General features: G+C 61.0%; 26 protein-coding genes. 7 read left to right on the top strand and 19 right to left on the bottom strand.

Annotation, left to right across the window (positions count from 1 at the left end):
* Window positions 1-2 precede the first annotated feature (2 nt).
* The 8 genes from NE852_RS05180 to NE852_RS05145 all read right to left on the bottom strand — a co-directional run bounded on the left by NE852_RS05180 (window position 3) and on the right by NE852_RS05145 (window position 8,586).
* Window positions 3-1,937: a DUF2207 domain-containing protein gene (locus NE852_RS05180; RefSeq protein ID WP_258156261.1), complete on the bottom strand. Its 1,935-nt coding sequence runs from the start codon at window positions 1,935-1,937 to the stop codon at window positions 3-5.
* Window positions 1,938-1,975: 38 nt separating this feature from the next.
* Window positions 1,976-3,238, bottom strand: a complete 1,263-nt coding sequence (locus tag NE852_RS05175) for a 3-phosphoshikimate 1-carboxyvinyltransferase (RefSeq protein WP_008529368.1) — start codon at window positions 3,236-3,238, stop codon at window positions 1,976-1,978.
* Window positions 3,239-3,328: 90 nt separating this feature from the next.
* Window positions 3,329-3,880, bottom strand: coding sequence for a LemA family protein (locus NE852_RS05170; RefSeq protein WP_064837023.1), 552 nt, complete (start codon window positions 3,878-3,880; stop codon window positions 3,329-3,331).
* Between the two features lie 114 nt (window positions 3,881-3,994).
* Window positions 3,995-5,740 (bottom strand): DUF2207 family protein, encoded by a 1,746-nt coding sequence (locus NE852_RS05165; protein WP_008529377.1) that lies wholly within the window; start codon window positions 5,738-5,740, stop codon window positions 3,995-3,997.
* 174 nt (window positions 5,741-5,914) lie between these two features.
* On the bottom strand, window positions 5,915-6,466 hold the full coding sequence (locus NE852_RS05160) for an AAA family ATPase (RefSeq protein WP_008529378.1): 552 nt from the start codon (window positions 6,464-6,466) through the stop codon (window positions 5,915-5,917).
* Window positions 6,463-7,419 (bottom strand): glycine--tRNA ligase subunit alpha, encoded by a 957-nt coding sequence (locus tag NE852_RS05155; protein WP_052034558.1) that lies wholly within the window; start codon window positions 7,417-7,419, stop codon window positions 6,463-6,465. Before NE852_RS05155 ends, NE852_RS05160 begins: the two co-directional genes overlap by 4 nt.
* A gap of 96 nt (window positions 7,420-7,515) precedes the next feature.
* Window positions 7,516-7,707 (bottom strand): membrane protein, encoded by a 192-nt coding sequence (locus NE852_RS05150; RefSeq protein WP_008529380.1) that lies wholly within the window; start codon window positions 7,705-7,707, stop codon window positions 7,516-7,518.
* 18 nt (window positions 7,708-7,725) lie between these two features.
* Complete coding sequence (locus NE852_RS05145; RefSeq protein ID WP_008529381.1) at window positions 7,726-8,586, bottom strand: S49 family peptidase; 861 nt, start codon at window positions 8,584-8,586, stop codon at window positions 7,726-7,728.
* Window positions 8,587-8,756: 170 nt separating this feature from the next.
* On the opposite strand from NE852_RS05145, the gene NE852_RS05140 reads away from it, so the two are divergent.
* The gene (locus NE852_RS05140; RefSeq protein WP_008529382.1) at window positions 8,757-10,097 is read left to right on the top strand and encodes an Nramp family divalent metal transporter; all 1,341 of its coding nucleotides are present in this window, start codon (window positions 8,757-8,759) and stop codon (window positions 10,095-10,097) included.
* A 124-nt stretch (window positions 10,098-10,221) separates the two neighbouring features.
* Here NE852_RS05140 and NE852_RS05135 read toward each other — a convergent pair whose 3' ends face one another.
* Both NE852_RS05135 and NE852_RS05130 read right to left on the bottom strand, forming a co-directional pair.
* Window positions 10,222-10,992 (bottom strand): tRNA1(Val) (adenine(37)-N6)-methyltransferase, encoded by a 771-nt coding sequence (locus tag NE852_RS05135; protein ID WP_258156259.1) that lies wholly within the window; start codon window positions 10,990-10,992, stop codon window positions 10,222-10,224.
* Between the two features lie 7 nt (window positions 10,993-10,999).
* Complete coding sequence (locus NE852_RS05130; RefSeq protein ID WP_008536951.1) at window positions 11,000-11,227, bottom strand: DUF2007 domain-containing protein; 228 nt, start codon at window positions 11,225-11,227, stop codon at window positions 11,000-11,002.
* A gap of 108 nt (window positions 11,228-11,335) precedes the next feature.
* Between NE852_RS05130 and NE852_RS05125 the strand changes: the two genes are divergently transcribed.
* From NE852_RS05125 to moaB, 4 genes are all read left to right on the top strand, one after another.
* Entirely contained in the window at window positions 11,336-12,352 is a 1,017-nt protein-coding gene (locus tag NE852_RS05125; protein ID WP_258156258.1) for a polyprenyl synthetase family protein, read from the top strand.
* Between the two features lie 133 nt (window positions 12,353-12,485).
* Window positions 12,486-14,318, top strand: a complete 1,833-nt coding sequence (locus tag NE852_RS05120) for a tetratricopeptide repeat protein (RefSeq protein ID WP_008529398.1) — start codon at window positions 12,486-12,488, stop codon at window positions 14,316-14,318.
* A 56-nt stretch (window positions 14,319-14,374) separates the two neighbouring features.
* Window positions 14,375-15,271, top strand: coding sequence for a 4-(cytidine 5'-diphospho)-2-C-methyl-D-erythritol kinase (locus tag NE852_RS05115; protein ID WP_008529399.1), 897 nt, complete (start codon window positions 14,375-14,377; stop codon window positions 15,269-15,271).
* Window positions 15,271-15,822 (top strand): molybdenum cofactor biosynthesis protein B, encoded by a 552-nt coding sequence (gene moaB, locus NE852_RS05110; protein ID WP_008529400.1) that lies wholly within the window; start codon window positions 15,271-15,273, stop codon window positions 15,820-15,822. Before NE852_RS05115 ends, moaB begins: the two co-directional genes overlap by 1 nt.
* 37 nt (window positions 15,823-15,859) lie before the next feature.
* Here moaB and NE852_RS05105 read toward each other — a convergent pair whose 3' ends face one another.
* Both NE852_RS05105 and NE852_RS05100 read right to left on the bottom strand, forming a co-directional pair.
* Window positions 15,860-16,174 carry a hypothetical protein gene (locus NE852_RS05105; RefSeq protein WP_258156256.1) on the bottom strand — a complete coding sequence of 105 codons (315 nt, stop codon included), beginning with the start codon at window positions 16,172-16,174 and terminating at the stop codon, window positions 15,860-15,862.
* 191 nt (window positions 16,175-16,365) lie between these two features.
* On the bottom strand, window positions 16,366-16,884 hold the full coding sequence (locus NE852_RS05100) for a glycosyl transferase (RefSeq protein WP_258156255.1): 519 nt from the start codon (window positions 16,882-16,884) through the stop codon (window positions 16,366-16,368).
* A 139-nt stretch (window positions 16,885-17,023) separates the two neighbouring features.
* On the opposite strand from NE852_RS05100, the gene NE852_RS05095 reads away from it, so the two are divergent.
* A complete protein-coding gene (locus NE852_RS05095) occupies window positions 17,024-18,181 on the top strand; it encodes a PA0069 family radical SAM protein (protein ID WP_008529412.1) in 1,158 nt (385 codons plus the stop codon).
* 262 nt (window positions 18,182-18,443) lie between these two features.
* Window positions 18,444-19,133, top strand: coding sequence for a ribonuclease HII (locus NE852_RS05090; RefSeq protein ID WP_008529415.1), 690 nt, complete (start codon window positions 18,444-18,446; stop codon window positions 19,131-19,133).
* A gap of 457 nt (window positions 19,134-19,590) precedes the next feature.
* On the opposite strand, the gene NE852_RS05085 is transcribed toward NE852_RS05090, so the two are convergent.
* The 7 genes from NE852_RS05085 to NE852_RS05055 form a co-directional block, all read right to left on the bottom strand.
* Window positions 19,591-20,082 (bottom strand): F0F1 ATP synthase subunit B, encoded by a 492-nt coding sequence (locus NE852_RS05085; protein ID WP_008529417.1) that lies wholly within the window; start codon window positions 20,080-20,082, stop codon window positions 19,591-19,593.
* Window positions 20,083-20,085: 3 nt separating this feature from the next.
* Window positions 20,086-20,709, bottom strand: coding sequence for a F0F1 ATP synthase subunit B (locus tag NE852_RS05080; RefSeq protein ID WP_258156253.1), 624 nt, complete (start codon window positions 20,707-20,709; stop codon window positions 20,086-20,088).
* Window positions 20,710-20,787: 78 nt separating this feature from the next.
* On the bottom strand, window positions 20,788-21,015 hold the full coding sequence (locus NE852_RS05075; protein ID WP_003588243.1) for a F0F1 ATP synthase subunit C: 228 nt from the start codon (window positions 21,013-21,015) through the stop codon (window positions 20,788-20,790).
* A 67-nt stretch (window positions 21,016-21,082) separates the two neighbouring features.
* The gene (locus tag NE852_RS05070; protein ID WP_008529420.1) at window positions 21,083-21,835 is read right to left on the bottom strand and encodes a F0F1 ATP synthase subunit A; all 753 of its coding nucleotides are present in this window, start codon (window positions 21,833-21,835) and stop codon (window positions 21,083-21,085) included.
* A gap of 63 nt (window positions 21,836-21,898) precedes the next feature.
* On the bottom strand, window positions 21,899-22,237 hold the full coding sequence (locus NE852_RS05065; protein ID WP_008529423.1) for an AtpZ/AtpI family protein: 339 nt from the start codon (window positions 22,235-22,237) through the stop codon (window positions 21,899-21,901).
* A gap of 272 nt (window positions 22,238-22,509) precedes the next feature.
* Window positions 22,510-23,721 carry a cell wall hydrolase gene (locus NE852_RS05060; RefSeq protein WP_205621957.1) on the bottom strand — a complete coding sequence of 404 codons (1,212 nt, stop codon included), beginning with the start codon at window positions 23,719-23,721 and terminating at the stop codon, window positions 22,510-22,512.
* Between the two features lie 281 nt (window positions 23,722-24,002).
* Window positions 24,003-25,901: a potassium transporter Kup gene (locus NE852_RS05055; RefSeq protein WP_258156251.1), complete on the bottom strand. Its 1,899-nt coding sequence runs from the start codon at window positions 25,899-25,901 to the stop codon at window positions 24,003-24,005.
* Between the last annotated feature and the right edge of the window lie 2 nt (window positions 25,902-25,903).

Genomic DNA, 25,903 nt, shown 5'->3' with positions numbered 1-25,903 from the left:
GCTTACCAACCCCCGCCTCCGCCGCCTCCACCCCCTCCGCCGGAGGAGCCGCCGCCGGAAAAACCGGAGGATGAACTCGACGGCGGCGGCGAGGGAATCGTCGAGGCGATGGTGGACGCCATCGACGAGGAAAAGCCGCCGATGCGATCGGAGAAGCTGCCGCTGTTGAAATTGCCGGAATACCAAGTGGGCGCATAGGCCGCCGCTGCACCGGCGGCAGCTGCCGCAAGCCATGTTTCGAAGGTACGCGACCAGGGCTTTTCGACGCCGAGCGCTACCGCATAGGGAAGCAGCGTCTCGAAATGCCGTGGCGACATTTCAGGTGCGCCTGCCGTGTTCATCCGGTCCTTCTCGGCAAGAGTGAGATATTGGCGCAGGCCGTCAATGCCATCCATCATCTTGGCGCCGAGCGGGGTCGGCGCACCCATGATGAAGAAATAGAGGATATTCAGCAGCACGATGCCGCCGACAGCAAACAGCATCGGCGTTTCGTGCAGCTCCACCAGCGACGAGGCGAGCGTCAGGACCATGACGGCAAGAATGCTGATGCCGACGAAAACGCCGACCGCCGCGGCGATGACGGCCATGATCTTGCCGAACAGCGACTTGCCGCGATGCAGCGATTTGACCAGGCCGGCAGCGAAGACCGCAACGAAGACCGAGATGGCGATCGGAATCAGCATCAGCGCGATCGTGTCGGGCTCTAGCGAGCCAAAGACAAACAGCGCCACCAGGGCGGCGGCGCTGAGCGCGATGCCGCCGCTGGTATAGCCGAGATTGGAATTGTAATATTTGCCGCGGTGCTCCTTCTCGATCGCCGAGCGGAAGGCTTGGCCGACGGATTTCACCCGCTCGCCATTCGCCTTGTCGATCGTCAGCGTCGAGCCGGCGCCGCCTGCTACCTTCAGCAATTCGGCTTCTCCGGCCTGGAATTTCTCCTTGCCGAACGGCTTGCCGGTGCCGCGGACGATAATCGAATCCTTGAGATCACCGAGCGTCACGAAACCGCGGACCGCAAGATTGAGCGCAGAAGCGGCAAGCGCCGTCCAGCCTCCGCCGGAGAAGCCCTTATTATCGATATAGTTGACCAGCGCCGGTGAAATGCCGTCAGGCGCATCCCAGCGAGGCACGACGACACCGCGGGCCGGATCGCGGCCGACCTTCAGCCATGCGCGCGTGTAGTAGGCGAAGACGAGGACCAGTCCGCCGAAGCCGATGAAATAATTGCGGTTGTCCTTGAACCACCATGTGCTTTCCATATCCGCGCTCGGCGGATCGATGGAACCCTTCGGCATGCGGATCGCAAAGGTCAGGCCCTCATTGGCATCGAGAGGAGCGGTTGTGGAGAAGATCGGGCCGGCGCTCGTCTCGCTGACGCGGGCATTCTTTCCCGTGGCGCCCTGCGGGCCGGTGAAGAAGATCGTCTGCGTGGCGGCAACACCCGACGGCAGCTTCACCGTCGCCGTTGCCGAGCGGATCGGGAAGATCCAGCCATTGCCGGTCACGTTCCAATAGAGTTCGTCGTGATCGTCGAAATAACGGATCTGGCGGTTCGTCCTATAGGTGAAGACATATTGATGATGGCCTGGTGTGACCGTCACATCGGCGGAACCGGCATAGATGCGGATGCCGCCTGATATCGACTCGGTGTGCCAAGGCTCCTCCTCGCCATCCCGCCTGACCGATATCACATCGAAATCGACGCTGCGGCGACGGCCTTCAGCATCGGTGAAATAGAGCGGAAAATCCCGGAAGATACCGTGATTGATCCGGTTGCCTTCGGCATTGACGGTGATCGTTTCCGCCACCGTCATTGCGCCGCTCTTTTCCAGCGTGATATCTGAGGCGAAGCTGTCGATGACTTCGGCTGCAAAAGCCGCCGGCGCGGCAAGCATCAGCATCAGTGCAGCGCAAAATCCGAAAAACCGACGCCCCATCCCTGTCTCCCCGCCGGCAGCCTCAGCCGCGTGTTCCGTCAATCATTGTCCTGATATGTCACGCCGAGCGCTGCGAGCGTCCGCCAATAGGCCGGGAAGGTCTTGCCGACGCAATCGGGATCGAGAATGGTGATGCCGTCGATCTTCAGCCCCGCGAGAGCGAAGCTCATGGCAATGCGATGATCGGCGAAGCTGTCGATCTCCGCCGGCAGACGCTGGCCGACGAGAGCTGGGTCGGAATGAACGATCAGATCGTCACCCACCTCGACGGCCAAGCCTTCGCGGATATTGTTGAGCCCGGTGGACAGGGCGCGGATGCGGTCGCATTCCTTGACGCGCAGGTTGGCTATGCCGACGAAGCGGACCGGCGTCTCGTTGAAGGCGGCAAGTACCGCAATCGTCGGAACGGCGTCCTGCATCTGCGAACCATCGATTTCAGCCGGCAGATGCGGGAACTTCGCGATCGTCTCGTAAGCCTTGGCATCCGGCTGGGTGAAGGCATCGTTCGGCACGCCGAGATCGATCTTGCCATCGCTCAGCACTTCAGCGGCCCAGAGATAAGTCGCGGCAGATGCATCCGGCTCGATAACGAAATCGGCAGCGCGGTAACCGGTCGGCTCGACGCGCCAGGTGACGGGGCTTGTTTTCTCGACCCTGGCGCCGAAAGCCTTCATCGCCGCCGTGGTAAGATCGATATAGCCAAGCGCGCCGATATCCTCGCCAACGAGTTCGATGTCGACCGGACGGTCGCCGCCGGCTGCCATCATGAGCAGCGCCGAGACATATTGGCTGGACAGCCCGCCATCGATCAGGATTCGGTCGGCCTCAAAGCGACCTGTGCCCCTGACGGTGACCGGCGGGCAGCCGGTTTCGGCGGCCACGTCGATGCCGAGCGTGCTCATCGCCTCGACCAGCGGGCCGATCGGTCGTTTGCGCATGTGCTCATCGCCATCGACGATGACGGTGCCGTCGACCAGAGCTGCAGCCGCTGTCAGGAAACGTGTCGCCGTGCCGGCATTGCCGAGGAAGAGCGGCGATTTCGGCGGCAAGAGCTTGCCGCTGCCGGTGACGACGAAGGTGGTGTCGTCGGGCTCGTCGATCGAAACACCCATGGCGCGCAGCGCATCGGCCATGTAGCGCGTATCGTCGCTCTTCAGGGCTCCCGTCAACCGGCTCGTACCCTTGGCAAGGCCGGCGAGCAGCAAGGCGCGGTTGGTGATCGACTTGGAACCCGGCGGCATCGCGCGGCCCGAAAGTGGCTTGCCCGGCGGGATGATCGTGAGTTTGGCTGTGCGTGTCATGCTATGTCTTCCGTCCATGAGGCGCGCCTTATCGGCCGCAGTCTGCCCTTGCTCTTAATGGTTTTCTCGCAAAGGCAAAATGCCGGATCGTCAGAATTTCACGCTGGGAACGGCGCGATCGGCCTCGTTGGTGATCTCGAAATAGTCCCGCTTGGCAAAACCGAACTGGCCGGCGACGAGATTAGAGGGGAAGCTCTCGACCTTGACGTTGAGATCGCGAGCGGCACCATTGTAGTAACGCCGCGCCATCTGCAGCTCGCCTTCCATGGTTTCGAGCGAGGCCTGCAACTCGGCGAAGTTCTGGTTGGCCTTGAGATCGGGATAGGCCTCGGCGAGCGCGATGACCCGGCCGAGCGCCTGGCCGAGCAGCCCTTCCGCCTGCGCCCTGCCGGCGACATCGCCTGCTGGCACGGCCTGCGCCTTGTTGCGGAGCGCAACCACCTCTTCGAGCGTCGACTTCTCATGGGCGGCATAGCCCTTGACCGTCTCGATCAGGTTCGGGATCAGATCGGCGCGGCGCTTGAGCTGCACATCGATGCCCGACCAGGCTTCCTCCGCCATCTGCCGGGAACGAACCAGGCCGTTGTAGATGAAGACGACGTAGAGCGCGATGACGACGATAATTGCGAGTATGACATACATGCAGGCGGGCTCCCCGATTTGATCATCGCACGTTAGTGATTCGGCATAGCAAAGTCATCTTGGCGAAACAATTCTTCAGCGGTTTCGACGAGACTTTGATGGATCTTGCGCTGACTAAGCGGTTATCAGCCAATTTGGAGCATAGACAGTCATCTTTTCGCTTTCTCGCCAAAGATTGAAACGTTCGGTCCAGCGTTGCTCGACATCAAGTGCAACGGCGAATGGCAGATAATTCTCGAAGCATTCGACCGACATTGCCGGGCCGTTTATCTCGCCGCGAAAATAACGTTCCAAACCAAGGATGTAATTGCGGATCTTCCGCTGCTTCGATGTTGGCATGCGCAGAATCGCCAATACCGCGATAATGCCGGCTATATCCAACAAAATAGCCGCCAGATACGGCCGCTGTTCGCTGATCACCCCCGTCCTTCCGACATAGGATAGTGCAAAAACCATAATCGTCGGCAAACCCACAATTAGGCCGACCACCCGCTTGAACCGCTCGAAGCCGTCGGCAGGCAGGGGAAACCGCTCCGGGTGCCGGAACATCGTTAGAACCAGCAAAGGTATCAACAATATCCCGCAGATCGCTGAGGAAAATATAAAAAGGCCGGAAAAACGAGCAACGGCAATGCCGAGAGACAGAATTGAGACCGCGGCCGCAAAGCTCCACCAATCTATGCCTCTGATCTTCCGATATTCCTCAATGACTGTTCTATGCAATTCAACCCTGACATCAGATCGAGCATTTTTAATTCTGCGGCGAGCATCGACAGGCCGCTCCTTTCCAATTCGCGCGAATACCAAACGCGTCGCAGCCGGAAGACCATACCATTTGGCGCGACCCGGCTTGCCCTTCCTGCGCTCGTGCTTTGGCAATAAGTCAGAAGCCTCCGCATCCTCATCGAGGCGGGAAATGCGAAGCACGCGCTTAACTGCGAGCTGGCATACTGACGCCATGAAAGCCGCGTTTGCCGCGTCTGCCTTCCAGTCCCGGAACAGATAGGCTGCCAAAGCCGGGGATATACTTTCTATCATCTTGATATCGACAGCTATCAGTGACGCAGGCAAAAGCCACGAAGGTCGAAATTTGAGGATAACAACCAGACCAACGATCAGCGGCCCTAAAATACTCAGGAATGGAAGAAGGTGATCAGAGAACCACCACTGTACCCGCTTGCCACCCGTTACGGCCACAAAAGTCCCCACAGGATATTCGATCTCGATATCCGGAAGAACCCGGTCTCCCTTGCCTGCCGCAATAGACACCACAAACTCGTCCGGCGCCTGCTGTATGATGTCATAGGATGCAGGTTCATCGCGCGAAGGGCGTAGCGCACCACCGCGCGGCACCTTTAGAGTAAGCGTTTTTTTCGCGCCGTGGTCGTGGACACTGCCCATATAGGCCGGCAGGAAAAGAACCTGGCGAGCGCCTTCCTGACGAACCAGACGACCGAGCCTGTAAGCGATCTGGATCTTTGTGATGCCGGTGAGCAGATCCGCTGGGCAGCCTTTGCAATGCTCCTCGCCGATATAGATCGAATAGCCCGGCACGTTGTTTTCTTTAAAGTAATATTCGTCGGTTCCATCACGCCGGGCGGCAACCAGATCGAAATCCCGCCCATGAACACCGCCTGACGCATCCTTGAAACGTTGAGGAATATCAATGTAAACACCGCCGTAGTTTTTGTCTTTTTTGACTAGGATGTCGAAGCTTTCCGACACAAAGGCGGTGCCGTCTGTAGAAACTTCGATCGTGGTTTTTGCCGACTGAACGGCGAACTCCTTGTCAAAATCGCTGCATGATGTCAGCAGGACAAGCATTGCGCATGAGACAAGCCACGAGGAAAAGCGCAGCATCCCGCTAGGGCAGTTTTCAAATGCGATTTTGAAATAAAAAATGCAGTGCTTCAAAAGACAGACCGAATCTATACCTGATCGAAACAGCGATAAGATAGTGGTCGAGCGGTTCGCGCAAAAGAAGCGCTGTCGCGGAAGCCGTGATTTTTTTCGAGGCGGCTTTTATGGCTGTCGTCAAACACGGAGATGCGCGAGAATTCGGGCCGCCGTCTCTTCCGGCGAAAGCTTCGTCGTATCAATTTCGACGGTGTGTTCAGCCAGTCCTCGCAACAGTTTATAGTTTGCCCGGAGCTGCTGCAGCTTCGCCGTATCCGTCAGCTTGAGCTGCTCGGATCGACCGGGAGAGACGAGGCGCCTGACATTCTCCTCCGGCGCGCAATCGAGGAGAACCGCGATCAGCTCCGCGCCTCTGGCGGCAGCCAGATCGAGATACCAGGAGAACATCGCACTATCCTGCTCATCATCCGAAAGAGCATCGGTAACGACGAAGCTTTCAGCCGGATCGGCGCGCGCGGCATGGTCGAAAACCGCCCGCCGGATCTGCCCGCGCAGCGATGCATGCAGAGGGTTGCTGCGGGCGAAAAGAGCTTCTGCCGGATTGAGCAGCATGTGATTGTCGATGAGCCGCGCGCCGAGCTTTTTCGCCAGCAAACGGCCGACGGTCAGCTTCCCGGTGCCTGGCCAGCCGTTGATGTGGACGATGCGGCTGGCAGGTTTTTGCGTCACGCCGCCTCTTTCGACAAATTAACGCCGCCGGCGTCGGTCAGCAGAAAGGCTTCGCCGCAGGCCTTGGCCAGCGTGCGCACGCGCAGGATATAGCTCTGGCGCTCTGTGACCGAGATGACGCCGCGGGCGTCGAGCAGGTTGAAGACGTGGCTGGCCTTGATGCACTGGTCATAGGCCGGGAAGACGCATTTGTGCAGGCGCTGGTTGGCGTTGTCACCGGGGGCGCCGGCATCGAGCAGCGCCCGGCATTCCTTCTCCGCATCGACGAAATGGCGATGCAGCATCTCGGTATTGGCGAATTCGAAATTATGGCGCGAATATTCCTGCTCGGCCTGCAGGAAGACGTCGCCATAGCTGATCTTCTCGTCGCCCTCGCGGCCGTTGAAATTCAGGTCGTAGACGTTGTCGACGCCCTGAACATACATGGCGAGGCGTTCGAGACCATAGGTCAGTTCGCCTGCAACCGGCGAGCATTCGATGCCGCAGACCTGCTGGAAATAAGTGAATTGCGAGACTTCCATGCCGTCGCACCAGCATTCCCAGCCAAGGCCCCAGGCGCCGAGCGTCGGGCTTTCCCAGTCATCCTCGACGAAACGGATATCGTGCAGCAGAGGATCAAGACCGATCGCAGCCAGCGAGCCGAGATAGAGTTCCTGCAAATTCGGCGGGTTCGGCTTCAGAATGACCTGATACTGGTAATAGTGCTGCAGCCGGTTCGGGTTTTCACCATAGCGCCCGTCGGACGGACGCCGCGACGGCTGGACGTAGGCGGCCTTCCACGGCTTGGGGCCGAGGGCGCGCAGCGTGGTGGCCGGATGGAAAGTGCCGGCGCCGACTTCCATGTCGTAGGGCTGCAGCACCGCGCAACCCTTATCCGCCCAGTAGCTATGCAGGGCCAGGATCAGCGCCTGAAAGGAGCGCTTCGGGTTCATATGGTCGGGGAGAGCTGACATGGGATGGCACCGCTGGCTTGATAGATCGGCGCGACAGGTGCCATGGAGGGCGGCAGGGGTCAAGAGTTTTGCGGCGGTCGGGTGTGCGGCCGATCGCTATTCTTCCTCGCGCTTCAGCCGGTATTCTCCCGTCGCCGGGTCCTTGACGAGCGTGCCGATCGCGCCGGTCTGGCGCTCCTTTTCAGCGCGGCGCGACTTTTCGGAAAGCCTGCGGGCATCGGCGACAAAGCGGCGGTAGAGCCACCAGGCGGAAAAGACCAGGATCAGGATCGTGATAAGTTGCGGCATGGCCTTCTCCTGCTCTCCTTAAAGCCCGAAACGGCTCCACAATGCTCTCTCTTCCGCCGCTTCGACAAGTCCCGTCGCGAGACCGGACGCCGCATTCTCGAGGGAGACCGGCGAGACGCCGGGAATGCGGCGGCCGAGCAGGCCACGGCCGGCGCTGACAAGCTCCAGCTTGGTCTTCTGACCGTAGCGCCTCTTCAACTCCTGGCGCATGTCGCCGAGGCCATCGATAAGGCCGAGTTCGAGGCCACGCGTGCCGCTCCAGAACAGACCAGAAAAAACCGTTGCGTCGTCCTTGAGCTTGCCGGCGCGACGCTCGCGCACCATTGATATGAAGACTTGGTGGATTTCGAGCTGCAGGCTCTTCAGGTACTCGATATCCTTCTCCTTTTCCGGCTGGAAAGGATCGAGGATCACCTTGTTTTCGCCGGCCGTATAGACGCGGCGCTCGACGCCGATCTTCTTCAACAGTTCGGGAAAGCCGAAGCCGCCGGAGACGACGCCGATCGAGCCGACGATCGAGGTGGCGTCGGCGATGATCTCGTCGCCGGCAAGGGCAATCATGTAGCCGCCGGAGGCGGCGACATCCTCGACGAAAACAAGCACTTTCTTCTGCTTTTCGCGGGCGAGCTCACGGATGCGGGTGAAGATCAGGCGCGACTGCACCGGCGAGCCGCCCGGCGAATTGATTGTTATGGCGACCGCCGGCGTGTCTTTCACGGCGAAGGCCTTTTCCAAGACCGGCGCGACATTGGCGAGATTAAGGGTCGGCCGGAACTGACCGCCGCCGCTGATGATCGCCCCCTGCAGCCGGACGACCGGAATGACGATGCCGTCCTTGCGGAACCGTTTCGGCAGCAGCTTTCTCAAGAATCCGGCCATTTCCCATCCTTCGCTTCGGGTCGCACGATCGTCACCCATGTATGCGCTGGAACGACAAACGCAATGGCCGCGTTCTCGAAAACATCGCGATTGATTTTCTTGTTGCGAATGACTTGCATTATCATTCTAATTCGTCATAGTGCACTGACGATAAAACAGGTGGAAATCGTATGGACGTCCTGAATCCCAATGCAAGAAGCGGCTGGCGGCACGAACGCGGAGAGGCATCGCTGTCGGATGTCTACCGCACCGTCGGAACGGGGCGTCCCAGTTCGAAATGGCGTAGGGCGGCTGCCTTCGCCGGACCGGGCTACATGGTTGCTGTCGGCTATATGGACCCCGGCAATTGGGCGACCTCGCTCGCCGGCGGCTCGAAATTCGGCTATGCGCTGCTGACCGTCGCACTGCTTTCCAACCTGATGGCGATCGTGCTGCAATCGCTCTGTGCGCGCCTGGCGATCGCCTCCGGCCGGGATCTTGCGCAGGCCTGCCGCGACGCCTTTCCGAGATATGTTTCGGTGCCGCTCTGGGCCTTCGCCGAGATCGCCATCATCGCCACCGATATCGCCGAGGTGATCGGCACGGCGATCGGCCTCAACCTGCTTTTCGGCATTCCGCTGGAACTCGGCGTGCTGATCACCGCACTCGACGTCTTCGTGGTTCTCCTCCTGCAGAAGCTCGGTTTCCGTTGGGTGGAAGCCTTCATCATCGCGCTGCTCGGCGTCATCGCGGTCTGCTTCGGCGTGCAGATCCTGCTCGCCGACCCACAATGGGGCGCAGTCCTCACCGGCTTCTTCCCGACGACTGAGATCGCCACCAATCCGGAGATGCTCTATCTGGCGCTCGGCATTCTCGGTGCGACCGTGATGCCGCACAATCTCTACCTCCATTCCGGCATCGTGCAGACGCGGGCCTATGGCCACACGGTTCCCGAGAAGAAGGAGGCGCTGACCTATGCCACGATCGACTCGACGGTCGCACTCTGTTTCGCGCTGCTGATCAACGCCTCGATCCTGATCCTGGCCGCCGCCGCCTTCAACGCGCACGGCAAGACCGACGTCGTCGAACTGGGTGACGCCTATTCGCTGCTGTCGCCGCTGCTGGGGCTTGCCATCGCGCCGACGCTCTTCGGCGTCGCGCTGCTCTGCTGCGGCCTCAACTCGACGGTCACGGCGACGCTTGCCGGTCAGATCGTCATGGAAGGCTTCCTGAAGATCAAGCTGAAACCGTGGGTACGCCGGCTGATAACCCGCGCCATCGCCATCGTGCCGGCGGCGATCGTCACCATCTGGTATGGCGACAAGGGCACGGCGGAGTTGTTGATCCTGACACAGGTGGTGCTCAGCCTGCAGCTTTCCTTCGCCGTCTTCCCGCTTGTCATGTTTACCGCCAGCAAGGCCAAGATGGGCGAGCTCGTGGCGCCGCGCTGGCTGAGCGGCGTCGCCTATCTGATCGCGGTTGTGATCGCCGGGCTGAACGTCAAGCTGCTTTTCGACTTCGTGACCGGCTAGAGCAATTCAGGCTAGAGCATGATGCCGAAAAGTGTGAGCGGTTTTCGGGCGACATCATGCTCTAACTCTTTAATTGAGAACAGGATTCAGATTTTAGGCTGAACCGGCCTAAAATCATCCTGTTCTAGAGCCTCGCATAGGCCGCTCGGCCATTGTTGAAATCATCGACGAGAGGGGAGAACTTGTGGCTCCCCTCTTCGTGCATGATGAGGGGGGCGCGCAGCGACAGCCGCGCCCGCGATCCTTTGATACCAGTCACCAGAACGCGGACGGCGTTTTCACCATCACGCGGATGGATGGCGGTAATCTCGAGGCCGCCGAAGCGGCGGCCACAGGCATCGATAATCTCAGCGATCGATTCCGGTCTTGCGATCAACGACAATTGCCCGCCCGGAATCATGATTGCGCCAGCGGTGCGGATCCAGCTTTCGAACAGGCCATCGATCATCGCGTGGGCTTCGGCCTTCAACGCATCCGGCGTGCGCCGGTCGCCTGCGTCGTTGAAGGGCGGGTTCATGATGACGTGATGAAAGCTCTCGTCGAGGAGGCCGGCGTCGTTGCGCGCCTTGGCCGTCAGCGTCACATCGGCCTCGACGACGCTCACGCGGCCCGCGAGATGGGCATTGCCGGGCAGAAGGGTGCTGCGACGGGCATAATCGGCCATCTCGGTCGAGCGCTCGAAGAGCACCACTTGCGCATTGGGAAGGCGCGAAGCGACGGCAAGGCCGGCGGCGCCGGCGCCGGCGCCGAGATCGGCCACCCGGACCGGGCGCGCGTCGGCGACGAGAGCGGCGAGCAGCATCGCATCCATGCCGGCGCGATGGCCCCTGCCCTTCGGCTGTACCAGGTGGAAAGCGCCGCGATGAAAGGCATCGATGGTATCAACACCGGTCATCGGGCCTTCACTTCCTCTCGCGCAGTTCGCCGCCGAGACCGGCGTCGATCAGGATGCGCCGCGCCTGATCGGCCATTTCCTCGTCCACGAGCAGGCGGCGCGGCAGCATGCCGAGCGAGCCCTCCAGCACACTCATTCCCTGGTCGGCAATGAAGCAGTGAATTCCCGCATCTTTCATCAGGCTCTCGGCAAAGGAGAGAAGAACGGGATCGTTGGCACGGATAAGTTCATGCATTTGCCGTCATTTTCCTTCCAATTTCGCCCTGCGCGACAATTCACCCCTTGCCGCGTCCATCGCCCCTTTCTATTGTCAGCTCTAATGAATGAACAGGAGTCCGGGTCGTTGGGCGTGGTCATACCGCTTGAAGAAAGCAAAAACAAACTGGCATCCATAAAGCCATTGGTCGATCTTACCAAGGCCGACATGGAGCGGGTGAACCAGCTCATTCTGTCCAAGGCCGGCTCCGACGTGCAGATGATCCCCGAGGTGGCGAACCATCTGATCTCCTCCGGCGGCAAACGGCTGCGGCCGATGCTGACGCTCGCTGCCGCCTCATTGTTCGACTACAGGGGCGAAAATCACGTCAAACTCGCCACATCGGTCGAGTTCATGCACACGGCAACGCTGCTGCACGACGACGTCGTCGACGAGAGCGACCTTCGCCGCGGCAAATCAACGGCGCGAATGATCTGGGGCAACCAGGCAAGCGTGCTGGTCGGCGACTTCCTGCTTGGCCAGGCATTCCGCATGATGGTCGACGTCGGCTCGCTCGATGCGCTCGACGTCCTGTCCTCCGCCGCCTGCGTGATCGCGGAAGGCGAGGTGCTGCAGCTTTCCGTCGCCAAGAACATGGAGACGACCGAGGATGACTACCTCTCCGTCATCCGTGCGAAGACGGCGGCCCTCTTTGCGGCTGCCGCAGAAGTCGGCCCGATCGTCGCCGAAGCTGGCAGGTCCGGCCGCAACGCGCTCAAATCCTACGGCATGAATCTCGGCCTCGCCTTCCAGCTCGTCGACGACGCGCTCGACTACGGCGGCAAGGCGGCCGATCTCGGCAAGAATGTCGGCGACGATTTCCGCGAGGGCAAGATCACCCTGCCCGTGATCCTCGCCTATCGCCGCGGCACCGAAGACGAGCGCGCCTTCTGGCGCGATGCGATCGAGGCCGGCAACAGCAGCGATGCCAATCTGGAAAAGGCGCTGGGGCTGATCACCAAATACGGCACGCTGAGCGACACGATCGGCCGGGCCGTCCACTATGGCACGATCGCGCGGGATGCGCTTGCGCCGCTCCCCGACACACCGTGGAAATCAGCCCTGATGGAAGTGATCGATTTCTGCATCGAGCGCGTCAACTGATCAAACGTCCTCGATCGCCGGCTGATTTTCTTGCAGCGCCGCTTCAAAAAAGCCATCCTGTTATGAATCAGTGGTCACAACTGGTTTAGCGACCGGCACCATGACCGGAACGCTCTCGAAGAAAGGTTTCCGAATGCGGCAGAGATTTGCCATCCGTCTTCTTACGAGCGCAGCGCTGGCCGCTGTCCTTTCGCTCGGCGTTGCCGGCGGCGTGAGTGCCGAGGATGCGGCCAAGGCCGGCGATGCCGCCAAGGCCGACAGTTTCGATGCCGACAGCGTCAACACCTTCTCCGGCGCCTTCCTTGCCGCGCGCACCGCCGATGTCGATCATGATTACGAAACGGCGATCGAGCTCTACAAGAAGGCGCTGCAGATCGAGCCCGGCAATCCCGAGATCCGCCAGCGGCTGATGATCTCGCTGCTGCTCAACGGCGACATCAAGGACGGCGTCAAATATGCCAACGACCTGAAGGGCGATCCTTCCGTCGAGCGCATCACCACGATCGTGCGCGGCATGGATGCCGTGCGCCGCGGCGACTACAAGACCGCCGAGGCCATCCTGAAATACAAGGGGCCGAATGATCTCGACCGGATGATGAACGACCTGCTGCTCGCCTGGGCCCGCGTCGGCGCCGGCCGCGGCAAGGAAGCCCTCGCCATGGTCGAGAAGATGAAGGGACCGGACTGGTTCCGCATCTTCCAGAATTACAATGCCGGCGCGATCGCCATCGTCACCGGCGACGTGAAATCCGCCCGCCAGCATCTGAACGATGCCGTGCTCGACAAGGAAGGGGGTGCGACGGCGCCCGACACCTTCATGCGCGCGGTGATGGCGCTTGCCCGCCTCGAAGCCACGCAGGGCAACAAGCAGAAGGCGCTCGATGCAGTTTCCGTCGGCGATAACCTGCTGCCGAATTATGCGCCGCTGAACGCGCTGCGCGACAGCATCGAGAAGGATGAGAAGCAGGAGCAGCAGGTCAAGTCGGCCGAAGAAGGAGCCGCAGGCGTGCTCTTCTCTGTCGGCGGCGCGCTGAACCGTGATGGCGCCGAAGACATCGTCTCGCTCTACCTGCAGACGGCCAATGCGCTCGATCCGAACAGCGCCGATACGCTGGTATTGCTCGGCGGCATTGCCGAGAAGCAGAACCAGATGGACCGCGCTATCGCGCTCTACAAGAAAGTGCCTGATAATTCGCCGATGCGGCGCATCTCCGAGCTGCAGCTCGGCCTTGCGCTTGCCCAGGGCGGTAAAGTGGATGAGGCACGCAAGCACCTGCAGGCTCTGATCGCCTCCGACCCGAAGGACATCCGCAGCTACCTCGCCTATGGCAGCGTCTTGTCCGACGCCAAGGACTACGAGGCGATGGCCGCCAACTACGACAAGGCCGTCGAAGTGATTGGCCCCCTTCCCGGCCGTGCCAACTGGAGCGTCTTCTTCCAGCGCGGCATTGCCTATGAGCGGCTGAAAAAGTGGGACCAGGCGGAACCGAACTTCCGCAAGGCGCTGGAGCTCAATCCCGACCAGCCGCAGGTGCTGAATTACCTCGGCTACTCCTGGATCGACATGAACCGGAATCTCGACGAAGGTCTTGGCATGATCAAGAAGGCCGTCGATCTTCGCCCCGACGACGGATACATCATCGATTCGCTCGGCTGGGCCTATTTCCGGCTCAATCGCTTCGACGATGCCGTCGAAGAGCTGGAGCGGGCGGCGCAGATCAAGGCCGGTGACCCGACGATCAATGACCATCTCGGCGACGCCTATTGGCGCGTCGGGCGCAAGCTCGAAGCCGCTTACCAGTGGAACCGGGCGCTGAGCTCCGAGCCCGAGGCCGCGGAAATTCCGAAGATCAAGGACAAGATCGCCAACGGCCTGCCGGCCGCGAGCGACGACGCCAAGGCGGCCGACAAGAAGCAGCCGGACCCGGCACCTGTCACTCCGCCGCCGGCCGACAAGAAATCCTGACGGGCAAGACCATGCCTGAAGAGGGCTTGGCCGGTTCGAGATCAAAGAAATAGAGCATGATGTCGTCCGATCGCTCACACTTGTCGGCATCATGCGCCAGCATCACCGAAGAAGCGCGCGCTAAGATCAACCTTGCCCTGCATGTGACGGGCCAGCGGCCGGATGGCTACCACCTGCTCGACATGTTGGTGACTTTCGCAGCCCATGGCGACCGCCTGAGCTTCGCGTCATCGCAGGCCGATGCGTTCACTTTGTCAGGTCGTTTCGCCGGAACGCTTGCCGGCGACAGCGCTACGAACCTGGTGCTGAAGGCGCGCGACCTGTTGCGCGAAGCGGTCGGCGCGATCGCCCTGCCTGTCCAAATTCACTTGGAAAAGAACCTGCCGATCGCCTCCGGCATCGGCGGCGGCTCGGCCGATGCAGCGGCGACATTGCGCGGGCTGATGCGGCTCTGGGGCGCGACCTTGCCCAAGGAGGCACTCGCCGCGCTCGCGCTGAAGCTCGGCGCCGACGTGCCGATGTGCCTCGAGAGCCGGCCGCTGATTGCCCGCGGCATCGGCGAGGAAATCGAACCCGTAGCCGATCTGCCCGCCTTCGCCATGGTGCTCGCCAATCCGATGAAAGGCGTTTCGACGCCCGACGTTTTCCGCCGGCTGACGACAAAGAACAATCCGGCCCTGGCCCTGCCTCGCACCGGCGACTGGCTTGCGGCGATTGCGGCCGCCCGCAACGACCTGGAGCCGCCGGCGCGTGAACTCGTGCCGGAAATCGGTGAAATCTCTGCGATGTTAGAAACCTGCGGCGCGCTCATGACCCGTATGTCCGGCTCCGGCGCTACCTGCTTCGGGATCTTTGCGAACATGGGTGCCGCACAAGAAGCAGCCGGGACCCTTCACGACAATCGGCCTGACTGGTATTTCCAAGCAACGGAAACGGTTTCGGGAGACGCATAATGGCAGGTCTGGACGAAAAGCGGCCCTTCATCGCCGTCGGTATCGCAATTCTCACGATCTCGGACACCCGCACGGCGGAGACCGACAAATCGGGCGATACGCTGGCGACGCGAATCGCCGAGGCGGGCCATCGGTTGGTCGACCGGGCAATCGTGCCCGACGATCGGGAGAAAATCGCCGCAAAGGTCAAGGCCTGGACCGAACAGGACGGGATCGACGTCGTCATCACGTCGGGCGGCACCGGCTTTACCGGCCGCGATGTGACACCTGAAGCGCTGGAGCCGCTGTTCGAAAAGCGCATGGACGGTTTTTCCGCCGTCTTCCACCGCATCTCCTATGAGAAGATCGGAACAGCGACAATCCAGTCACGCGCCACGGCAGGTGTTGCCAACTCCACGTTCATCTTCGCGTTGCCGGGCTCGCCCGGCGCCTGCCGGGATGCGTGGGACGGCATTCTGAAAGCCCAGCTCGACTATCGACACATGCCATGCAACTTCGTCGAGATCATGCCGCGGCTGGACGAGCATTTGAAACGCGGGGCAGCGAAATAGGCTGCCTGTTTTAGCCGCCGTAGACTGAACAGCGGCACTATGTGGCAATGCCTGGCAGAACTGGCATCGTTTCCCAACTGTCACCCGACATTAGGACGCAACTTATGCCGTGAACATCCGTCACGACGAGCGTCCATGTGCCGCTTTCGGCGGCATAGACCTCAAGAATGGCGCTCTCGTTGATCAACCCGATCGCCGTCAGCTTTTCAGCAAAGTTCTTGTCCAGGAAATTGACGATCTCGGATCGGCCTGCGCAACTGCGCACCATCTGCGATGCTGCCGGATGCGGATGCGCGATCAGCGATATCGGCAATATGACGGCCAGCAGGCCGTAAATCATGCCGCGTACCATGACGCACCTCCTTTCGCCGGAAACCCGGCAGAAGAGGAGATTTCAGCTGACCTGTTCTGCCGTCTACCGGCATTCCATGGCCATCCGTTACGAAGCGAGGCGCTTCGGCGGCGCCATGGGGAAATTATAGCGCGAAATCGTATCGGACGCCATCTTTACGCGCGGCATCTATCGCGCGGCGCGGGCGACAGCTACCGCGCGGCGCGGGCGACCCAGGAGGGAATCAGTTCGCTAGACAGCTTCCGCGGCTTCTGGCCCTTCACGAATTCGGCAAGCGGCATACCGCTTCTGGCCGTGGCAAGCGCCAGCTTCCTCGGCATCAGGAATCCGAGTTCGAGCGGCGGCGCGGCGCGGCCAATGCGCTTGAAAAAGGGCCGACGATAGCCTCTCGATGCCGTAAAGCGCGCGGGCAGCCGATTGAGCGCCACATATTCGGAAATCTCATCGATCCACCCGCCCTGGGGCCTTGCGCCCGGCTCGACGAAGAGCAGCCATTCGCCGCGGGCCGAGCGGACAATATCCTTGATATCCCAGTCAGAATGGAACCGGCAGCCGGCCGCGTCCGCAACTCTCGAGGTGCCATCGCGCGAGCCGTGGTCAAGCACGATCACATCGCTCACCAGCCCCTCCACCGCGCCGGTCACCAGCACCGACAGGGTCTGGGCAAGCTCGGATTCCTGATCATGACATTCGAGAACAACCGTCAACATCGACTATCTATAATGCGCCGCACAAATTTTTTCCAGCAGCGTTTCCCTCATTTTGTTCTTGCATTGTTCTCGTTTTGCCGATAGGAATTTAATCATCAAAACGGGCGAAGGCAACGGTCTTTCGCCACGGGAGAATCCGATGAGAGAGCAGTCCCTGGCAGGGCAGGCCGCATTCGCGCCTGCCAATACGGCAGATATTGCCGATGCGATGATCGTATCTTCCGGTCTCAGGATCGAAGTCGACCGCCGGCGTGGCCGTGGGGCCGGACTGAACCCGACCGGGCGGTTCGAGGCGCAACGGCGGGAGACCTTCGACGACGGCTGGCAGACGCTGGAAGAACTGCCGCCTTTCAAGACCGAAGTGCAGATCGAGAAACCGCGCACGGCGATCACCCGCAACGAATCGCCTGATATTCCCTTCGATCGCTCGATCAATCCCTATCGCGGCTGCGAGCATGGTTGCATCTATTGCTTCGCCAGGCCGACGCACGCCTATATGGGACTATCCGCAGGGCTCGATTTCGAAACCAAGCTATTCGCCAAGCCCGATGCGGCAAAACTGCTGGAACGGGAACTCGCCAAGCCAGGCTACAAGGTGCGGGCGATCGCAATCGGCACCAATACCGACCCTTATCAACCTATCGAGAAGGAATGGCGCGTCATGCGCGGCATTCTCGAGGTCCTGAACAAGGCGAACCACCCGGTGTCGATCGTCACCAAGTCGGCGATGATCCTGCGTGACCTCGACATTCTTCAGGAGATGGCAAGCAAGAACCTGGTGCGCGTCGGCATCTCGGTGACGACGCTCGATCGCAAGCTTGCCCGGGCGATGGAGCCGCGCGCCGCCACGCCGCCGCGGCGGTTGGAAACGATCCATGCGCTGTCTGAAGCAGGCATCCAGACCGCGGTCATGGCCGCCCCGCTGATCCCGGCGCTAAACGACCATGAGCTGGAGCGTATCCTCGAATCGGCGAAGGCCGCCGGCGCCGCAGAGGCGAGCTACGTGATCCTGAGGCTCCCTCTCGAAGTCAGCCCGCTTTTCCGAGACTGGCTGTTGCAGCATTATCCCGATCGCTACCGGCATGTGATGTCGTTGGTCCGTTCGATGCGCGGTGGCAAGGATTACGATGCCGAATTCGGCAAGCGCATGAAAGGCGCAGGCCCCTATGCCTGGCAGATCGCGCGCCGCTTCGAAATGGCGGCCAAACGTTTCGAGCTGACGCGGCGCAGTTTGCCGCTGCGCGACGATCTGTTCGTGCCGCCGGATGGCAGCGGGATACAGCTGTCGCTGCTCTGATTTGCAGGTGCGGTTCGGCTTTTCATCGAAACCCGAACCGCTCCAACTTTTGTTTTCGGCGACTCCGGGGAAACTGCTCTCACTTTTACCTGGAATTGCTTCAAGCTTGCGCATCGGCTTCTCGACAAAACCGCCCTGTTTTCGAGCCCGAGCGCAATTCCCGCGGATGGACCTGACCGCCACCATCCGCCGGACTGTCCCCGGCCGCCGCCCTGATCCGGGGACTTGCGGGAAATCGGGTTGGCGTGCGAGGTTCAGCCGCATGAAACGTCGCACGCCACCCGATTCTCCCCTGCTTTTCGACACGGTTCCGCTCGTGCCGGATTTCAAACTCGAGCTCAAAGCCCGTAAGGCCGGCCATTGGCCGGTCGCCGGCGCCGACGAGGCAGGCCGGGGGCCTCTGGCGGGACCTGTGGTGGCCGCAGCCGTGATCCTCGATCCGAAGCGCATCCCGGAAGGTCTCAACGATTCCAAGCAGCTTTCCGCGCAGAGGCGCGAGGAACTCTTCGTCCAAATTCTCGCGACCGCGACCGTCTCCATCGCCTCCTCAAGCTCCACGCGCATCGACGAGACTGACATTCGCAAGGCGAGCCTCGACGCCATGCGCCGCGCCATCTGCAGCCTCGCCATTCCGGCAAGCTACGTGCTGACGGACGGGCTGGATGTGCCGCCCGGCCTCGATTGCCCCGGACAGGCCGTCGTCAAGGGTGACGCCCGCTCGGTCTCGATCGCCGCCGCCTCGATAGTCGCCAAGGTGACGCGCGACCGGATGATGGCGCGGGCGCATGCCGTCTTTCCCGATTATGGTTTCGCAGCGCATGCGGGCTACGGCACCGCGCAGCACCGCGCCGGCATCGAGAAGCACGGCCCTTGCTCCCTGCACCGGATGAGCTTCAGACCGTTGCGCAAGGGCGAGGAAGGCCCTGAAATGGGCGAACTGATTTCCGAGTAGATCGTCAGAAAGACCGGACATTTGAGAAGCCGGCATGCGCCCTCTGAAAGGCGCGCGAGGAACCGAGGGATCGCGGCATCCCTCTTCTCCCCTCGGGGAGAAGGTGCCGGCAGGCGGAAGAGGGGGCTGCACGGCACATCCCTCAAATAGAACCTGTTTCGCGACAACGCCAACGGCGAGCGCCTGCGCACAGTCGGGAGGATACGGCGTGGCCAAAGCCCGTATATGATTGGAAAGACCAGCTTCGGAGGCCCCCTCATCCGCCTTACGGCACCTTCGCCCCGCTGGGGAGAAGAGGGAATCGAGAGGTCATCGCATGCGCCTTCGGCCTTTTTACGAGTCCGAAGGACGGGGCGTGGTTCGACCTAGGCAAAGATCGAAACGTAAAGAACGACCTTTGCCGAAAAACAAAAAGGCCGGGACATGCCCGGCCTTTTCTCATTCCATTCGATACAGCTCAGTTCAGCCGCGTCTTGACCTGGCCGACGGCGTTGCCGAAGAGCTCAGACTGGACCTTGGCATCGGACTGCTTGGCGAGCACCGTTTCGGCGGCCGCGATCGCCAGATCGACGGCAGCAGAACGAACCGCCTTCATCGCGTCGGCTTCGGCCTGCTTGATCTTCTGCTCGGAGAGCGTCGTGCGGTTGGCGACGAATTCTTCCGTCTTCTTCTTTGCCTCGGCGGTCAGCATTTCGGCTTCGCGCTCGGCGGCCGCAACGATGTGGGCCGCTTCGGCTTCAGCTTCCTTGCGTTTGCGCTGGTATTCGGCAAGCAAGTGCTGGGCCTCCTCGCGCAGGCGCTTGGCTTCGGCCAGATCGTTGCGGATCTGATCGGCGCGGTCGTCGAGCGACTTCGCCATCATGCCCGGAACCTTCAGATAGACGACCAGCGCCAGGAAGAGGACGAGGCCGACAAAGGCGAAGAAAGTGGCGTCAAAGTGAAATTCCATCGATCAAGCCTCCTTCTTGGCGGCAGCGACGGCTGCGGCGATATCTGCCTGGGCGGCGGTGCCACCGATCAGCTGTTCGACGACGGCAGCGGCTGTTTCCTCGGCAATGGTGCCGACGTCAGCGAAAGCCTTTGCCTTGATGTCGGAGATACGGGCTTCGGCAGCCTTGATCTTTTCCGACAGGCTCGCCTCGACAGCGCGCCGGTCCTCTTCGGCCTTGATCTTGGCGGCATCGCGCGCGGCAGCACCGATCGAATGCGACTTGGCGCGGGCAGCGGCCAGTTCACCTTCATAGGTCCGGACTGCGGCGTCGGCTTCCGCCTTCAGGCGGCTTGCCTCTTCCAGGTCCTGGGAAATGCGCGTGTGACGCTGGTCGATGATGGCCCCGATGCGCGGCGCGATGACCTTTTGCATAAGGAGGTAGAAGACGCCGAACGTAATCACCAGCCACAACAGCTGGGAGGCGTAGGTCGTCGAATCGAAGGGCGGGAACGGGCCACGGGCGTGTTCGCCTTCGGCAACGCCGGTCTCGGTATGGACCTCGCCTGCGGCCGGAGCGGCATGCGCATCCGTGCCGGTCGCTGCCGCCGGTGCTTCTTCAGCGTAAGCCGGGGTCACAAAAAACATGCTCACCTCCAGGTGGACTGCAAATGCAAAGGATCACGGCTTGCGGTTCGCAGGCCGTGATCCATCTATCCGCCGATATCAGACGGCGAAGAGGAGGAGGAGAGCGACGAGCAGCGAGAAGATGCCCAGAGCTTCCGTAACGGCGAAGCCGAATACCAGACGGCCGAACTGGCTGTCAGCGGCAGACGGATTGCGCAGAGCGCCGGAGAGGTAGCTGCCGAAGATGTTGCCGAGGCCGAGAGCCGTACCGGCCATACCAAAGCAAGCCAGACCTGCACCGATGAACTTTGCTGCTTCCGCTTCCATGTTGAACTCCTTTGAAATGGTTGTTGCGGCGAATGACTGACGCCCTTTGACGTCGATGTCGTTATCCTTAGTGCCCGCCCGGATGGATCGCGTCGTTGAGGTACATGCAAGTCAGCACCGCAAAGACGTAAGCCTGGAGGAAGGCGACGAGGAACTCGAGACCGGTCAGGGCGACGGTCATGATGAGGGGAAGAACGGCTCCGCCGACACCGACTGCACCGAGGGCTCCAAGCGAGGCGACGAAGCCTGCGAACACCTTCAGTGTGATGTGACCGGCGAGCATGTTGGCGAAAAGACGAACGGAGAGCGAAATCGGACGAGACAGGAACGAAATGATTTCGATCGCAATGACCAGCGGCAGCAGAATGCCCGGCACGCCCGAGGGCACGAAGACATTCAGGAAGTGGAAGCCGTGCTTGTAGAAGCCGTAGACGAGAACCGTGCCGATGACGAGGATCGCCAGCGCGAACGTGACGATGATCTGGCTGGTGATCGTGAAGAAATACGGGAACATGCCGAGAAGGTTCGCCGTCAGCACGAACATGAAGAGCGAGAAGACCAGCGGGAAGAACTTCATTCCCTGCTTGCCCGCGCCTTCCTTCAGCATGCCGGCAATGAATTCATAGGACATTTCCGCGACCGACTGCGAACGACCCGGCACGATGGCGCGGTTCGAGGTCGAGAAATAGAGGAAGCCGGCAGCAACGGCAGCCGAAGCGACCATGAAGAGCGATGCATTGGTGAACGAGAAATCAATTCCGCCGACTTCGATCGGCACAATCTTCTGGATCAGGAACTGATGGGTCGGATCGTTAGACACCGCTTGTTCTCTCTCTTTGGCCCGCAGGACGCGGGATCATTGCACTGGACCGGGAACCGGTCCTTATTTCGTGTCGTCCTTGCCTTCCAAGGGATGGGCCACCACCCCCGCAGAACGCAGCACGTTCAAAACGCCGGCACAGAATCCGAGAAGCAGAAGAACAATCAACCCCCAAGGCGCCGTGCCGACAAAACGGTCGAGGGTATAGCCAAGCAAAGCACCGACGACGATGGCGGCAATGAACTCGCTGGAAAGCTTCATCGCCTGGGCATAACCTTTGCGGCTTACCTCGGCTTGGGCCTCGCTTGCATGTTCCACTCCCGCCTCAGCGCGCTTGGTCGCGAGTTCCGCCCCCAATTGCGCACGGCGCTTTTCAAGACTTTCCTCGCGGTCGTCCGCCATGGATCTCTCCTCGCCTGCCCGTCGCCCGCACTCCCGCTACCCCGGTCATTCGGACCCCGGACGCGAAGGTTGAGAACCTTCCGGCCCGTTCTGAAGTCGCGCGCAACATAGTTTTAGGGATTGGTATAGTCAAGGCGTAGGCGACTTCTGTCCAGCCAGAAAATAATTCCATCGAATCAATAATTTAGGCCGATATTCGACCGATCGCCCAAATTCGATTGAAAGAATCCGCTTTTCCGGGCCTGAAATCGGCTTGGCCCCACACGTTTATCTCAGCTCCAGCCGCCGCCATAGGTGCGGTAGAAGACATGGAGACCGATGCGGCCCACCTTTTCCATGGTCTTTGCCCATTTCGGTCTGACATAGACGGCATGGTAGTGCGTTGCCGAACCAACCTGTGGCAGCCAGATCTTGCCTGATGTCACCGCCATCGCCACATCGCGGGCGACCCGCCAGTGATATTCCGAGTTCACCCGGTCCTTGATGCTGTCGCAGGCGAAGGAAAACTGGCAGCGATTGCGCCAATCCTCGTTCTGATAGACGACGCCGCAGATCGTCTTGGGATAAGCGGGATTACGGACACGGTTGAGAATGACCTGGGCGACGGCCGCCTGGCCCTTCACCGATTCCCCACGCGCTTCGAAATAGATGCCGGAGGCAAGGCACTGCTGCTCGCCGGCGGAAAAGACGCTCGGCGGCAATACGCTTGCGGCCCAGGCATGATCGCGCGGGCCGATCTCTGGGACGAAGCGGCCGCTGTCCTGGTCGGTCAAGATGGAATCAAACGGGGACTGGCGGGCATAGTCGGGTGCCGCCGGCGCATAGGCGGTGGCAAGAACGTCGGCCTTGTTGCTGGTGACGAGGCTTGCGAGCATCGCGGGCACGCCGCGATCCGGCATAGCCGGCTGCTTCCTATAGAATGAAGTGGCGATCTCGATCTCCTTGCCCTGGATCTTCGGCTTGACGAAGGCCGAGCGGTCCTTCAGATCGAAAGTCGGTGTGAAAAGCATCTTCGTGCGCTCGAGGATCGAGCCGGCGGAGAAATCCTTGGGCGGCTGCATCTTCTCGACGGCGACGACGCGGCCTTTCTTCGTGCTGCGGTTGACGCGGTCTTCATCCGGCGTGCCCTCGTGGCCCTTCTCCTTGGCGGTAAAAGCGACCTTGCGGCCATCGGGCAGCACCATGCCGGCATCGGCGGAGATCGAGCCTGTCGTCATCGAATCGGCGAAAGTCAGTTCGGCCTGATGGATCGAGCCGGCCGGAGAATTGGTCAGCACCATGCGCCAGTTCTGGCCCTCGTGATCAAGACCGGCGAGCATGGTCGCGAGATCAGCATGCGAGGCCACGCTTGGGAAGATCAGCCAGCCGGCGAGCCCGAAAATTGCGGGCGATACCCAATTCTCAGGGATAAGACGCAGCTTGCTACGGGAAGGACGCTTTCGACGCAACACGAACTCCGGGCATGGAACGCTGAAACATTCCACTGAAAATCCCGCATTAACCTTGATGTCTGGTTAACAGCCTGTGCCGGAAAGTGACCTTGAGAGTTTTTGGATATTCTAATGTGGGTGATATTTTCGCCAAATGAGGTGTGTCTGGACCCTTGCGAAGGTCCCCTCCCCACAAGGGAGGGGCTGGCCCGGCATTACCGCTCTGCCTCGCAATCATCTCGTAGTCTGCCGATCCAGAGTTTTGCGAGACGGTGCGGCAGGTTAAGCCCCTCCCCTTGTGGAGGGGGTTTGGGGCGGGGTCTTTGCCCCACCCATCAAATAATAACGTGCGAGCCCAATTCCACCACGCGATTGGCCGGCAGACGGAAGTAATCCGAGGGATTGGCGGCGGCGTTGGCGAGCGCGATGTAGAGCCGGTCCTGCCAGTAAGGCATGCCGGACTTGGCGTCCGGCACCAATTTGCGGCGACCGAGATAGAAGGAAGTCGACATGATGTCGAACTTCAGCCCGGTCTTGCGCAGGGTCGCCAAGGCCTGCGAGACGTTCTGCGATTCCATGAAGCCGAAAAGCAGCTCGACGCGGGAGAAGCGCTCGGAAATCTGCTCGACCTTGTAACGGTCGTGGCTTGGGACGCGCGGCTTGTTGACCGTGCGGATCGTCAGGATGACGTTGCGGTCATGCAGCACGTGATTGTGCTTGAGATTGTGCAGCAGGGCGGCGGGCGCGGATTCCGGATCGCTGGTCAGGAAGATCGCGGTGCCGGGAACCTGGGCCGGCGAATGCTCGCTCTTGCGCTCGATCGAGCTGACGAAGGAGGCGAGCGGGATATCGGTGTGGCGGGTCTTCTCCATGAGAATCGCGGTGCCGCGGCGCCAGGTCCACATGATGACGGTAAAAGCCGTGGCAATCAGGATCGGGATATAGCCGCCGTCGTGGATCTTCAGGAGGTTCGCGCCGAGGAAGATCATTTCGAGCACGACCAGCGGAGCGAGCGCGATGATGGCAACCGGCAGCGACCAGTTCCAGCGCGTGCGGACGAATTCGAAGGCCATGATCGAGGTGACGACCATGGCGCCGGTGACGGAGATGCCGTAGGCGGTCGCCAGCGCGTCCGAGGTCTTGAAACTCAGGACCAGGAAGATGACGCCAATGAACAGAACGGCGTTGACCGAAGGCACGAAGATCTGCCCGGTGTTGGTTTCCGAGGTGAAGAGGATTTCCATGCGCGGCAGGAAACCGAGGTTGATGCCTTGGCGCACGAGCGAGAAGGCGCCTGTTATGACAGCCTGGCTCGCGATGATCGTTGCGGCGGTCGCAAGGATGACGACCGGCAGCAGCGCCCATTGCGGATACATTAGATAAAAGGGATCGGACATCGTTTCCGGCTTGCCGAGAACGAGAGCGCCCTGCCCGAGATAGTTCAGCGTCAGTGACGGGAACACCAGCACGAACCAGGCCCACTGGATCGGACGGCGACCGAAATGGCCGAGATCGGCATAAAGCGCTTCCGCCCCCGTCACCGTCAGGAAGACCGCGCCGAGCACGACGACGCCGTAGAAACCCTCATGCAGCAAGAAGCTGACGGCATAATAGGGATTGAAGGCAGCCAGGATGCCGTAGTCGTCGGAGATATGGGAAATGCCGGCGGCGGCCATGACGAGGAACCAGACGGCGGTGATTGGGCCGAAAAACTTCGCAACGGCGCCAGTGCCGCGCGATTGCACGACGAAGAGCAGCGCAAGAATCACCACCGAAATCGGCACGATATATTCCGAGAGGCTGGGGGTGACGAGCTTGAGGCCCTCGACGGCCGACAGCACCGATAGTGCCGGCGTGATCATCGCATCGCCGAGGAAGAGCGCTGCGCCAATCAGGCCGAGCAGCATCAGCAAGGCGGTGTGGCCGTTGGCCGTCTTCATCAGAAGGGCAAGCAGCGACAGCGTGCCGCCCTCGCCCTCGTTATCGGCGCGCAGCAGGAAGAGCACGTATTTGATGGTGACGATGATCGTCAGCGCCCAGATCATCAACGAAATCAGGCTGATGACCTCGAAGCGGGTGAGGCCGTCATGGGCCACGGGCTTCAGCGCCTCGCGAAAAGCGTAGAGCGGGCTCGTACCGATATCACCGTAGACGACGCCGACGGAACCCAGCGCGAGATAAAACAGCTTTCTCGGCGTCATATGGCGTTCGTTCGGATGGCTCTCTTCGGACATGA

The sequence above is a fragment of the Rhizobium sp. Pop5 genome, assembly GCF_024721175.1.
In the GTDB taxonomy this organism is placed as follows: domain Bacteria; phylum Pseudomonadota; class Alphaproteobacteria; order Rhizobiales; family Rhizobiaceae; genus Rhizobium.
Note: the sequence above shows the minus strand (reverse complement) of the source record. Positions and strands in the feature narration are given on the sequence as shown.